The sequence below is a fragment of the Vibrio sp. 1731 genome, from assembly GCF_033339955.1.
GTDB lineage: Bacteria > Pseudomonadota > Gammaproteobacteria > Enterobacterales > Vibrionaceae > Vibrio > Vibrio alginolyticus.
In genome coordinates this window covers 29052-42377 of sequence record NZ_JAWOVO010000019.1, presented here as the reverse complement: position 1 = coordinate 42377, position 13326 = coordinate 29052, and the positions used below count along the sequence as shown (strand labels likewise).

The 13326-nt window shown below is 39.9% G+C and carries 6 protein-coding genes and 3 pseudogenes; 3 read left to right on the top strand and 6 right to left on the bottom strand.

Annotated elements, in window-relative coordinates; genetic code table 11:
• Window positions 1-247 precede the first annotated feature (247 nt).
• The 3 genes from R7035_RS19005 to R7035_RS18995 all read left to right on the top strand — a co-directional run bounded on the left by R7035_RS19005 (window position 248) and on the right by R7035_RS18995 (window position 3121).
• Complete coding sequence (locus R7035_RS19005) at window positions 248-991, top strand: GntR family transcriptional regulator (protein WP_318146230.1); 744 nt, start codon at window positions 248-250, stop codon at window positions 989-991.
• 964 nt (window positions 992-1955) lie between these two features.
• Window positions 1956-2600 carry a hypothetical protein gene (locus R7035_RS19000; protein ID WP_213906862.1) on the top strand — a complete coding sequence of 215 codons (645 nt, stop codon included), beginning with the start codon at window positions 1956-1958 and terminating at the stop codon, window positions 2598-2600.
• A gap of 14 nt (window positions 2601-2614) precedes the next feature.
• Complete coding sequence (locus tag R7035_RS18995) at window positions 2615-3121, top strand: hypothetical protein (protein WP_213906861.1); 507 nt, start codon at window positions 2615-2617, stop codon at window positions 3119-3121.
• Here R7035_RS18995 and R7035_RS18990 read toward each other — a convergent pair.
• From R7035_RS18990 to R7035_RS18965, 6 genes and pseudogenes are all read right to left on the bottom strand, one after another.
• Window positions 3107-4101 (bottom strand): annotated as a pseudogene (locus tag R7035_RS18990) (IS481 family transposase). The gene R7035_RS18995 and the pseudogene R7035_RS18990 sit on opposite strands and share 15 nt — an antisense overlap.
• Before the next feature lie 479 nt (window positions 4102-4580).
• Window positions 4581-6052, bottom strand: a pseudogene (ltrA, locus tag R7035_RS18985) (group II intron reverse transcriptase/maturase).
• A 1130-nt stretch (window positions 6053-7182) separates the two neighbouring features.
• Window positions 7183-8622 (bottom strand): annotated as a pseudogene (locus R7035_RS18980) (putative bifunctional diguanylate cyclase/phosphodiesterase).
• A gap of 526 nt (window positions 8623-9148) precedes the next feature.
• Entirely contained in the window at window positions 9149-9568 is a 420-nt protein-coding gene (locus R7035_RS18975; protein ID WP_069493738.1) for a hypothetical protein, read from the bottom strand.
• A gap of 158 nt (window positions 9569-9726) precedes the next feature.
• Entirely contained in the window at window positions 9727-10230 is a 504-nt protein-coding gene (locus tag R7035_RS18970; protein WP_213906860.1) for a hypothetical protein, read from the bottom strand.
• A 20-nt stretch (window positions 10231-10250) separates the two neighbouring features.
• Window positions 10251-12686, bottom strand: a complete 2436-nt coding sequence (locus R7035_RS18965; RefSeq protein ID WP_213906859.1) for a DEAD/DEAH box helicase family protein — start codon at window positions 12684-12686, stop codon at window positions 10251-10253.
• Window positions 12687-13326 lie beyond the last annotated feature (640 nt).

Here is a 13326-nt window from a genome sequence, read left to right as displayed (position 1 = left end):
AATAATACATCTTAAGTACAAATGATCCGTGATCATGATCGCGTTTAAGTGGTAATATGTATTATTGTTGTATTGTTTGTTGTTCAGTTATGCGAACAAATGCTTGTCATATTGACCTAATTTCGTATTATATGGGTTGTAAGCCAAATCTTTTTGCAATGATAGTTCATCCTAGTGTAACTGGTTTAGAGTTGTCTCAAACAAGCTTATTCGAACCGTTATTTGTATTGTTTTTAAAGAGGTAAATATGGCCAGACTGCCAATGTATCGTCAGATAGTGAATGCAATTCGCGAGAAGATCATTAAGGGCGAATACAAAGTAGGAACGGCACTTCCTACCGAAGCCCAACTGCGAGAATCTTTTTCTTGCAGTCGAGTCACGGTTCGCCAAGCATTAAAGTTACTGATCGAGAGTGGTGAATTGGAAAGTGTGCAGGGCAGTGGAACCTATGTAAAAGAAAACAAGATTAACTACGATATTTATCAGCAGAGCAGTTTTGCGGAAAAGTGGGCGCATTTAAATGTAATGACGCACAGTGATGTTTTAGCGTTTGAAATCACAAAAGCGTCACTTGCCATGGCTGACTTGTTGGATATTGGCGAAGGCGATAAAATCTTTTACGTGAAACGTGTTCGTTATTTGGATGACAAGCCAATCACTGTTGAAGAAACATGGTTACCAACGGACATGTTCCCTGATCTGACCTATCAAGTGATGCAAGGCTCTAAATACCACTTTATCGAGAAAGAAAAGGGGATGGTGATTGACCGCAGTGAGCAGGAAATTATTCCAATTTTGCCTCCGCAAGAAATTGCTGATCTTCTGGACATCGACCCTGCTCAACCGATTATCGAAAAACGCACTCGTGGTTTTTTACAAGGTGACGTGGTGTTTGAATACAGTCGCAACTATTTCAAATCGACTGATTACAAATTTACGCTAGTTGCTCATAGAAATAGAACGCCAAACACACTTAGTCGTTCAGTTTAGGGGCGCAGGTTGTACTACCTGAGAGTTATGGAAGTGACTTCTACAGTGTTCTATTAAAACTGTTACTAGCAGAAGCAAATGTTTCTTAATATTTGTTTATTCACAATACTAAGTATCATTCTTTCGATTTTTTGTATTTAAACTATATCGATATACAGTGAAGTTCAAAGCAGAGCGTTTTGGCCGCATTTTTCATTGACTTTGTGTTGAGACACTCGATTTCAATCAGCCCAGTTCTCGAAGAGCATCGGCAATTAGTCGATGGCGGTTTCTCTAAGACTTCGAAACTTACCACTTATCGAGAGTAAGTTACCGCTTATAAAAGCTAGTACCTGCTCTTCGTTAAATCAATCCTGTGGGTAGTATTCTGCGGCGTTAGACATCTCTCGCCGCATTGACCATTTCTACGATATCCCTAGTTCTATATGGTGCGCAGGCCACAGCACGAAGCACCATATCATTGTTTCGGTCAAAGTTATCCTTTAAGCAGCCATAACGAATAGTTTGCCCCCGTGATTGACGACCTTTAAGAGTGCCCTAAGTCACAGTTAACCAAATCGGTCATTTGTAATCTGCGGCGGGAGCAGCTTCCCGTGAACGAGCACTGTTTACACAGTGCATTGGTCAATAATTGAATAGTTTTAATCAAACCAAAGTTTATAGTGCAATTTACCCTCTAGAGGGGGTAAGTCGGCTTTTACCCCCGATAGGGGGGTAAAGAGGTTTCCTCTCGCTAGTTCATGTTTCTTATTAGATATAAACAAGCTCAAAAGTAAATGTAAGTCATTGTTTATAATGTAAATAGTGGTTGACTGGGTAGTTTTTATTGGTTTTAATATACCTGAAAACTCTCTATCTCTACTTGCGTAAAGATTGAGTTAAATAAATGAAACAATATTAAAAATATTCGTCACCCTAGCGGTGAGAAGGAGGGTATCACTAGTAAATAAATGGAGTAAATATTATGAATTTCAATGTAATTAAAAAGAACAGAAAGTACTTTGCTGCGACAACAGACAATAATAAATCTTGTAAGATTTTGATCGACGAGTGCTCAAAAGACTTAGCGTTAGGTGAGCATTTTCTTGCTGTTAAAGATATCTCAGTACGCTCAAAGTATGGAACTGACCTGATTTACAAGTTAGCAGCAAACGTAGAAGAACAAACTAGATTAGGCATTTGTTCTTTAAAAACAGCATATAACACACTGTTGATTGAAGAGTGCCGTAAACTCGGCGGTACTTGGGATAAACCTCAGGGCGCTTGGATATTTTCAAGTATTGTAGAAAAAGAAGTTGAAGAACTCGATGAGATCTTCAACAGCGCTCCCGTTACTGTTGAAATTGAAGCTATCGAGGAAATACAAGAGCAGGGCAAGGCGATAGAGTTTCTTGGGTATCCTATTTGTAAAGCATTTAGTCGTGATTCAGGTGCTCGAATTGAAACTGGAATTGCATTGCTAGCGGGCTATGCCACTTCGGGTGGCTCAAAAAAACGATGGACAACCGTCTTGAGTGAAGGCGCGACTTTAAGGCTAAAGATCCCAGTGGATTTACTCAATATTTGTGAAGACAAAAGATTTCAAGTTAAAACCATAAATAATTCATAAATAGGAGTGAAAAAATGCCTAATCATATGTTAAATATTATCGAATTTAGAACTGAAGATCTTTCTCATGCAAGTGCTATTATTGAGTCCATTAGTAATGAAAATAATGAATTGGACTTTAATAGATTAATTCCTAGTCCTGGATATCTGAAGGTGTTGGAAGAAAAAAATAATTCTTGTTATGTTAAGCAAGACAGTGATTGGAATTATAAACATTGGAAGTCACATTGGAACGCTTTTCATAGTAAGTTCAAACTTGAGGAAAGGCCTGATTATGTTTACGGTAGAGTGAATTTTATCACTTTAAATATTATTCCATACCCAATATTCATAGCCATATCAAAGAAGTACCGTGAAATCCGCTTTAAAGTAAAATTTGCTGACCAATATGCTTTTGGTTGTGATTGTGGATTTCTAGTCTTCCAGAATGGGCAGGAAATTGACTGTCATGTGTCACCTAATGAATTTGAGTCAGATGAGCACTTTAAATATTGGGAAGACATTGCATCAAATATCTATTAATTGTGTGATTGATAGAGATGGTTTCACTTTTCTTAGCTGAAGGTCGAGCTTGTAATTCTGCTCTTGAAACCTCTCTTTCTTGATCTGGTAGTTCTGAGATACCTCTTCAGACAAAGGGGGTTGATCAGATATCTCAGTAATCCTGTCTATCGGGGTTAGCCCATTTAACGAGCTGTGGAGCCGCTCCCAGTTGTAGTAGTGTTGCCATTCAGCTAGCAGCAGATCTAGTTCTTCCAACCCCACAGAGACATCTATGGTCGGATAGAACTCACTGTTATCTGCGAGCGTTCCACTTTACCATTCAAGTGAGGTGATCCAGGCTTATTTGGGCGAAACTTGATCTCATAAATCATGAGTTGTTTCTGGACTTTCTCAGCAAAGAATTCACGCCCTCTGTCCGTCTGAATACGCTGGATAGGAAATGGCATCTCTTCCACGAAACAATCGATAAAGTCGACTGTATTTGCTGCTGTGCGCCGAGAGTAGAACCTTAGAACCCGATAGCGAGAGCAGTCATCAATAGCTGTATACTGGTAAATTCCAGGCGCTATTTTACAGGTGTCCATCTGGACTCTATCACTAGGAATTGGGCGCTCATATCTTTGGAAATCTTTTTTGCGTCGGTAAGTTACGATGGGTTTGACTGATGCTTCGGATAAAACTTTATGGAGTGTCGCTGTGCTTAGGTGTATTTGGTGAAGTCGGATTAATTCCGTTTGTAAACGCCGCGCCCCTAAATTGCGTTTCTCACGCATCGTAAGGATCAATGTTCTTAGCTCATTATTGAGTTTGGTATCTGGAGATGAAGGAGGGCGTTTGCTCTGGCTTTCCAGACCAGCGATTCCATACTGCTTATATCGCTTAGCCCACTTACGTAATGTTGGTCTGGAAATACCACAGCGTCGACATACGAGGCCTGTATCACCACATTCCTCATACATTTTTACCCACCGTAGTCTTTGTTGGATTTCTCTGTCCATAGACACCCAGTATAGTTGAAAGCATGTCTATGAATCACACATCTGAGGCATCACTTCTTTGGCAGCAAGGTATCCCGCTCCAATCGCTTGCTCTTTTTCATCAAATGCACCGCTGCTGCTTGGCTCGAACTTTGCGCAATAATGATGTCTGCGCGATTTAGCTCTTGCTGAGATAACCGACAGCTCTGCATGCGAAAGGCTGCAAGTGTGATCTTACCCGCTGATATCTCAGGAGCTGGTTGATTTTGACAATAGATATCAACCGCTATGACCTTTTGTGCACCTAACTCTCTAGCCGTATCAACAGGAACAACACTTAGAACACCCCATCAACGAGAATGTCTCCTTGGTTTTCAACAGGTACAAATGTCGAGTAGACGACACCTGTTACCAAGTGTCGTCCCTCTAAGAACCCAGCGTGCAACTTTCACCGCACTAGGCTCAAGCCTTCACGAAGGCACCGATTGGCACCCAGCAACTTATAAAGCAGTTAGGGTAGGCTCATGCCAAGAGTTACGATATTGTCTCTTTGACTTTCTCTTTGCCAAGTATTCTTGGTATTGAGGATCAAAAGGCGTAGCGGCACTCCTGATTTTCACATGTCTCTCTATTGGCACCTTAGCTATTTGAAACAGATTGAACTGACAATCCATATTCATGATCTTCTGCCAACCGTGAAATTGCCATTGACCTTGACGGTTGATGAAGTATTTAAGGGCGATCCAAGTTCTAGATTTTGTTGGATGACGCCTTTTAGCCCAGTGCCATAACGTATGGAATAGCTTGTGACCTACATATCCGAATACCTGTTTCGCAACGCAGTGCCGATAGTAATTCGACCAGCCCCTGAGTTTCGGATTTATCAACTTGATTAAATCGTTAACGGGGATAGTTGCGTGCTTTTTGATGAGTTCGCGCAAGTTACTCATGAACAGCAGTGTGTTGGATTTGCTCGGTTTAATGAGCAATTTCCCTTTGTACTTCCTATGATTAAAACCTAGGAAATCAAAGCCACGGCTGATATGGGTAATGTGCGTTTTCTCTTCGGAGAGTGTTAAGCCTCTTTCTGCTAAGAAATCAGCAATCAACGGTTTGATATCGTTCTCCAGCACTTCCTTTGAAGCACAGGTGACGACGAAATCGTCGGCGTATCCAATAAAGTTGGCTCTGCACCCTTTTTGAGTGCGGTAGACTTTATGCGTTGCTCAAGCCCTGCAAGAGTCATTAGCATCAAGGTTGGGGAGATGACCCCACCTTGTGGCGTTCCCTCGTCAGTGCGATAGAACAACCCTTTGTCCATAAAACCAGACTTTAACCATTGTTCCAACATACGTTTATCGATGGCAATGTTATCCATCAGCCATTGATGTCCGATTTTATCGAAACAAGCTTTGATGTCACCCTCAAGAACCCATTGAGCAGATCGTTTCATAGCCAAGCACTTGAAGCACTGCGCTATAGCATCGGCAGTACTGCGGTTTGGCCTAAAACCATAGCTGTTAGGGTTTGCAAGACTTTATGATACTGGTTTTAGTGCAAGAAGATGAAGCGCTTGTTGCGCTCTATCGACCATGCAGGGGATACCAAGTGGTCTGAGTTTGCCGTTTTTCTTGGGGATGTAGATACGCTTGAGCGGTTTGGCTTGATAAGCTTTTCTGCTCAATTGATTGACTGCTTTCATACGGCGCGTATCTGTGTTCCAGATAACGCCGTCTATTCCAGGCGTTTTACTGCCTTTGTTTTGTGATACCCGCTTAACAGCAAGAAGTTTTGCCGAACGCGAGTGAGTCAGTATCCACTGCAACGCTTTCGCTTTGCCGTGTTTACCTTCTCTAGTTGCCTTTGCAATACGCATCTGAAGCTTTAAAACATGGGATTCAACGGCTTTCCAATTGATGGATTGCCATTGAGCACTGTCAGGAGAGGCACTAATCTCTTTTGAAATCATCATTTGCGTTTCGCCTTGAATAAAGTTCTTCAAATTCTCTTGCAACGGAAGACCAGTCGGAAGTCAGCCCACTTTCGTGATCAGATATGAATCTGTATCTGCATCGTTACAATGCAGCCTTCGCTTTTTCCAACCTCCTATACCTGCATCACTATCGGCCACGAAGGCTTTCCCAGAGGGAGTGATACAGGCTTACCGTGTTCCGTATGTCGCGCAATGTCAGGGTAGATGCTCGCTATGGTGCGGAGAGTTCAATGATCACGAAAGAGCATGGGGCAATCTCTTTCCGATTCTCTTGCCTTTTGGCTACAGCGTATTAACCACTTCCGCTGTTTCAACACATAACGCACCTTCTGCGAATTCACGTATGTTCATCATGCTGACTACCTAGCACTCACCCGATTTATGTGGTTATCAGGAGGATCGTCCTCTCACGATTTAGATCCCGATTGGAAAATACCAACCTTCGTTACATTGTCAGACTCGCTACTTTATTCAGAGTCCTAGGTTCATCTGGTGATACAGATGGTTCACTCGTTAAGCGGTGAACAGCGCTTCATACGACCTCACGTCGCACGCCCCGAAATGTGTTCTAGCTAGTTTGGTCGGCACTTTATCAAAGTAGGTCTGTGACTAACATTTCCTTATACCTGTTATGTGTTTAAGGAAGTTGGGACTTAGCAAGTTGCTCTTTTAATTTCCTAATGCGCCACATGGCTTTCAATCTGTTCATTATGGATAATTTACCCCATAAATCTTGCGAGTTTGTTTTAGCCAAGTCGAGAGCATCAGATGAGATTGCCCACCACGCATACCCTTCAGGAAGATTTTGTTTAGCATACAACCCTTCAATATACATTAGCCCGAGATTATACTGAGCGTAGGGGTCTGTAGTGGATAAGGGAATTTGGCCTGCCACATGTGGGCTAGTCGTATGGTTGCAATACTAGAAGTAATTCGAAAAGCCAGAATGCTCTATGGATCGTAACTCACATTTGTCCATAAGTTAGCTCTGTGGTTTCGAGTTGCAATTTTACGATTAGGTCTCACGATTACCTGTTTAATTCGGATACTTAAACCAAATAGCTACTACACTGAGTTAACTTCGCACTCAAACTGTTGGCTGAGAACAATCACAGACTTAGTCTGTTGCCTGATTGCTCCATATTTAAGAATTTTTCTTTCAACTTCGAGATAGGTACAGGGCGGCTCAGAAAAAACCTTGAGCTTGTCCGCAATCTAACTCTTCTAGGATACTGAGTTGTTGAGGCGTTTCTATACCCTCGGCAACGACTTGAATACCGAATCCCTTCGCTATATCAATAATGCCTGAAGTAATCGATCTTGAACGATAGCTATGCGCAATGTCTTTAATGAAGCTCTGGTCTATCTTGACTTCATCGACCTCTAACTTATTAAATATTTCGAATGAGGTATAGCCGACTCCGAAGTCATCAATAGAGAACGTCACACCATACTGCTTGAGTTTCTTCACCAGGTTTGCACATTGCTCAATATTCTTTAGCATGGCAGTCTCTGTGATTTCGAAACAAAGATATCTAGTAAATTCAGTATCTTGCATTAGATAAGCTTCGATTTTCTCCATGTCTTCTACACTATTTATCTCGGTAGCAGAAATGTTTACTGATACGCTCTGAATTGCACACCCTAGGAGCTGAGCTTCTTTAAGTTGCTTTGATGCTTGCCTCATAACCAGTTCTGTCAAAGCACTACACAGATTGTTTTCTTCAGCTAACTTGATAAATAGTGCTGGTGAAATATCTCCGTATTGATGATGTTTCCATCGTGAGAGCACTTCCACTCCCGTAACCCTTTTGTCTTTCAGCGCATACTTAGGTTGAAAAACGATCTGTATTTGGTCCTCTTGTATTGCATTGCGAAGGTCATTAATCATTTCTTGTTTTTGGAAATCCTGCTCGGCGAGTTTTTTATCGTGGTAGCGAATCGTATTTTTGGTCTTTTTCGCTTGGGTTAGGGCATATTTGGCCGAAGACATGAGCTGTTTAACACTTCTTCCATCAACGGGATAGAGTGCAACGCCAATAGAACATGTAACATCAATAGCATGATGTTGTGAGTGTTCGTTGAATTGTCTTTGAACACGAGCTAAATGTGTATCAATCTGGTTTTTGTCCCGCATGCGAATCAAACACGCGAACCCATCAGTGTGAATACGCGATGATAAAATTAGGAAGACGCTCTGAGAGTCGATAGTTTGTACGATGTCTTTTAAAAACAGACTGCTTTTTTCAAAGCCCAGTTGATCGGCAAAAGGCTAGAAGTTATCAATATCAAGAAGAAAGAGTACATAATGCTCAGGTTCACTCACACTACTGATTTTTTGCTCTAAATAGCGAAAAAGACGAGAGGGCTATGAAGACCAGTCACATAATCGACATCATACGCCTGCTGTAGCTCTCGTTCCTTTTTATTAGCACCCACAGCAATAGAGAGGTTACAACGATTAATAGTATTCCCTTTAGTGATTGAACTAACGAATACACACCTATACTTCCAGGTAACAGTTCTATCGCTTTATCGGATAATAAAATCCAGAGTGAGGCAAATACAAAGTAGTGAAGAACTAATTTTTCGGAAGAGTGTGAGTTTTTTCATTTCTATCACGGTAGTATCAAGTCAGTAGTTATTGCGTAAAATGACAAATAACCATTATTGATAAACTCTTACCATGAAGGACAATGTTTATTAATGTAAAGAGTAAGTTTTTCATGATGTTAGCTCTTAGGAGGGGCGTAAAACATTCGTTGGGGTCTAGTTGGTACTTTGCAATGGTAAGTAGCGATAGTCAGTCATTCTGCCACTGGTTATCGTCTGCTCTTGGCCGCTACCATGCAAGATGAATCATCATGGCTTGACATATTTAGAGTGCGCTTGGATAAATTGATATTTACTAGGGGAGTTATTCAAGTATCTGACGATATGAGATGTATGGTGGATAATGGGACTTTACTCATGTCTTTATTAATCTAGTAGAGAATCACAGCCAGCGTTTTCACGCTGGCACTAGTCAATCTGGGGAAAGATTAACGTAGAGAGTAGGTCTGAACTTTATGAGCGTCAATTTACTTGCACGTGATGTAGCCAGTCTTGAAGCGAAAAAGAACACCAAAACGCATTCTCTTTGGAATCGTTAACGCCATCATCATAAAGATAAAGCATTAACGGTAAGTCTTCAGTAACCGTCTTAAAGCTAGACTTATGTACAGCAAAAGCGACATTTAGAATATCGTCATCACTTTCAATTTGACTTACGAACATTTTTGAAAAAGTTGCTTTGATTGCGAAACCATCACTCAGTCTTTGATGCGATAGAAGTACAAGGTTCATAGACTGAGCGAACGCAAGACAAAGATCGAGTGGGGTATTCACATGTAAATTTCTTCCGTTTAAACGGAGGTTTGGCGTATTTGAACCAGCATGATTGAATGAATAGAAATGAGAGCTAAACTGTTTTTGATAGGTTTTAATGCTTGCCATGATAAATCCTCAATAAACTTACCCCACTGAACTCGTTTATTGTAGATTTATTTTATGACACGTCGGGGTGTTTAACGTGTCTGCAATTAAATTATAATCGATGGTTTTAAAAGTCAATGGATTTTTGCAAAAAAGAAAAATGAGAGCATTTTAATTATTTAATCATCCGCATCGAGTTCTTCATGATCGACAAGATGCATGTTTCTATCAATCCGTTTTAAATCTTCAAAAGCAAAAAGCTTTTTAGCAAGCCTAAGCGTATCGTAAGGTTCGCTGGTATTTGCCAAGATGGTGTCTTTGCTGTGGGGAACGTGGACAAACTCAATGCTTCCAAACCTGGTCTTATAAAAACCCGACTCGCCAGTCGTAGCTAAAATCAATAGCATTGGGACCTGAGAAATCACACTCCAGCGAGATAGGGCATCTTCGAAAGAAACATAACTCAAATCGTCTTCACGCAGAGATAGCGCCAACTTTTCAAAAAACTCATCAGGTAACGTAGAACGTAAGTAAACAAAGCGCTCAAAATTGATGTTGATGATATAGTCATGCTTTGCGATGATCTGCTCGATATCATTACTTCTAAAGATTGAGCAGATCTCTTCACGTTTATAGATAAACTTTTCAGTACGTCGATACTGCATTTCGAAAATCATTTTCATGGATTAAAAGTCACAATGATTTAAATAGAGCTGAATGATTGCATATTAGAATGCAGTGAATCAAGTGAAGTAACATCACGATGATAAACATAAAGTACAGATGGATACGCATTTGGGTTTAGGCTGATGTTATACTTTCTATATTTATTGTTCGTTTTATAATCTCTCTGGCAATCAAAACCAAGTTTAGAAAGAAAGTCATTTATCGCTCGTGTTCGATAACTTTTAGACTGTGATTTGCAAATAATGGGCTTTAACATTGTTTTCATGCTACTTAGTTTTTTACAGAGTTTAGAATTGCTATTTAATATCTGATTAATGACATCATAAGCATGATAATAATTTGACGTAGTTATCGATTGATTCTGGTTGATATTGTCAATAGAGATTTCTAACGTTTTAAAAATAATATCTATCAGTTCATAAAGTTCGTTGTAGGGCGTTTTCGTCGTGCGCCATTCCATATATTTCTGTAAATGTTCGAGTAAAGAGGCTTGGTCTCTAGAAAATGAAATCGCCTCATTCGTTAGAGAATCCATTGGGATGCACAGTCTTTCAGAAATCACTCTTTTTTCTGCTGCACAGAGTTGTAAGTTATTCGCTTGGCCTGAATGAATGACTTGATTTGCTTCATTCAGGTCACTAACGTGCTCAGGTGCCTTGTAGATAGATTCGTTGACAGAGGCTTTGTAAGCTTCTGTAATTTGCTTTTGCAACAAGGATTCACGGTAACGTTGTGATGGAGAACACTCTTTGATTTTAACTCGAAAACCTAAACTTTCAGCAGTACGTTGTAGAGATAACGGCATATTGTGACGCGTATGTGTGGAAATATGATGGATAAGGTGCTGCATATACTCAAAAGAAAAGGACTTGTTGAGTGGCTCACCATTGGTATTCATGTTTTTGTTCTGATAGCAAGTCACATGGTCTTTCTGTACAGCGAAAATAATTTCTTTGGCTTGGCGAAACCTGCGTCCCATTTGTATCAGTTCTTTGGGCATGAGTATGCTATGTGATACCACCAAAACCTTGTCGGTGTAATTCGCCTCGATACTGACTGCTGAATCAATATAAGGTGAGTACAAGATTTTTTTGTACAAGAAGCACGAATCGTTTGGGTTGGCTAAAAATTTCTTCACGGCATCTTTGTTACGGGTATCAGCCGTAATCACGAGGTATCCAGCTTCTAGCGCTTTTTCAGCGCAGCCTTTACCCGAAGATTGAAAACCCATCGAAAACAAATATTGGTACAACGCTTCTTTCTTATCGAAAGCCATCACTTTATAAGGATTGTGTCCACCCCCGATTTCGTTCAGTACTTCGTCTCTATTCGTGATTGTGATATTGATGTCGGAGTATCTTCCGCCTTCTACTTTATACAGCTGATAATCTTTAATTCCTGTAGATGCAATCAATTGGCCTGTGATGCAGTTTGTGCTGTCTGCATCCATCATGATGACATGTTTAGCATCAGTAATGACCGTTCTTATTGCATCAAAGGAGTTTGCTTTCAGTAAATCACTATTGTAATGACTGCCATCAATGGATATAAATCCTTTTTCACTTTCATCGAAGATAACTAAATCACAGCGGAGTACATACTGAAGCATCTTGGGCAGCGAGTTAGTCGTTGAAACGATGAGCTGTGCATTCTCAAGCTTCTCTAGCGATTGGGTATTGTGGCTTGCTTGCTTCGCATGTGGTAAAAGCTTTGAAATCTTATTGTTTATGTTACTATTGATGGCATCCTTATGGGAAATGGTAGCAATTTTTAAGTTTGGATTGGCCTTAAGTCGTTGGCGAAGATAATGGTCAATGACGTAGGTGGTTTTTCCAACACCAGTTTCAGCAGAGATAACATTAACGCGGTTTAACGCTAACTCGATTTGGTTTAAACAGGAAACTTGTTTAGCGCTTGAAAAATCCAGGGAGAGTTTGATTGCTTCCACCTCTTGTTCATTGATGGACGTTAACTGACGGACAATTTCATGACTACTGATGTTGAAGAGTGTTGAAGCGAAGAATATTGCGGATTCAATCGATACAAATGCGCTGTGAACTGCCTGTTTGAGTTGTTTTAGAGCATGTTCTATTAACTCACTATTATTATCGGTTAATCGGCATGCATGAGAAATAAGGTACACCTCTTGAAGCAAAGGTATCATGTTAAGTGAATCGATGGAATGGCCTGAAATTAACAATTCCTTTTTAAAATGAATGGAAGTGGCTATAGCATCAATCATATCTTGTACGCTAGTAGACGCATAAATCGCTATCGAACTAACCCTGTTTTGGTAAACAGGGATAGTAGAGAGTACTTCACTCGGAAGTTTCATCGTTAAATCATCACGGGTATTAGTACTTGTTATAATATCATTTTCATTCTTAGTGACATGTAGTTTGATGTTTTTAAATTCCGTTGCGCCACTAATATTTTTATAAAAATATTCCATTGTTTCTTCTCAATTAATTAGTTTTATAAAATTCTAATTAATAAGTAATGATAAGATCAATCAATTTTTTAAGTTTTTTATCGATATTGATTTATGGTTTGTATTTCAGTTGTTTAAATGATTTGGTTTTTATATTTAATTTATAATATATCAGAGTATTTAAATATAAATAGAAAATGAAAATAATTTAGATGTGTTTAAGATATTTGTTTTGAAATATCCATCTCATTGTTAATAAGGCTGAACCTGTAGCTAAGTTCGCTTCAAGAAGGAGAGGTTACTTAAGTGGTATGGGGTTATAAAAATGGGGCAGGTCACATTTAATATGTAAAATAAATGAATGTGTGGGCCTTGAGTCAACAGTCCTAACCTGAGAGTCTAACGTAACATCTCAACATCGAATGCTGCATGCGTTAGCATGCTAAACGTATTAGTGATTCAATTGAACGTCAATTTTCCATTACAATGTAAACCGCGAACGTGTCCACTTCTCTAAGGTATATATAATAATATAAAGGGAGAAGTGGACACTCAACATCAAGCGTTCAATCGATATCCCACCTCAAAGCTACCATACTCTTGTCGATATACTCGCTCTTCGAGCGAGAAGTTCAATTGGGTGGTTACTTGCCAATAAACA

Excerpts from the sequence above, each read along its gene's own strand:
- R7035_RS19005 (WP_318146230.1), top strand. The coding sequence starts at position 248 with ATGGCCAGACTGCCAATGTATCGTCAGATAGTGAATGCAATTCGCGAG.
- R7035_RS19000 (WP_213906862.1), top strand. The coding sequence starts at position 1,956 with ATGAATTTCAATGTAATTAAAAAGAACAGAAAGTACTTTGCTGCGACA.
- R7035_RS18995 (WP_213906861.1), top strand. The coding sequence starts at position 2,615 with ATGCCTAATCATATGTTAAATATTATCGAATTTAGAACTGAAGATCTT.
- R7035_RS18975 (WP_069493738.1), bottom strand. The coding sequence starts at position 9,568 with ATGGCAAGCATTAAAACCTATCAAAAACAGTTTAGCTCTCATTTCTAT.
- R7035_RS18970 (WP_213906860.1), bottom strand. The coding sequence starts at position 10,230 with ATGAAAATGATTTTCGAAATGCAGTATCGACGTACTGAAAAGTTTATC.
- R7035_RS18965 (WP_213906859.1), bottom strand. The coding sequence starts at position 12,686 with ATGGAATATTTTTATAAAAATATTAGTGGCGCAACGGAATTTAAAAAC.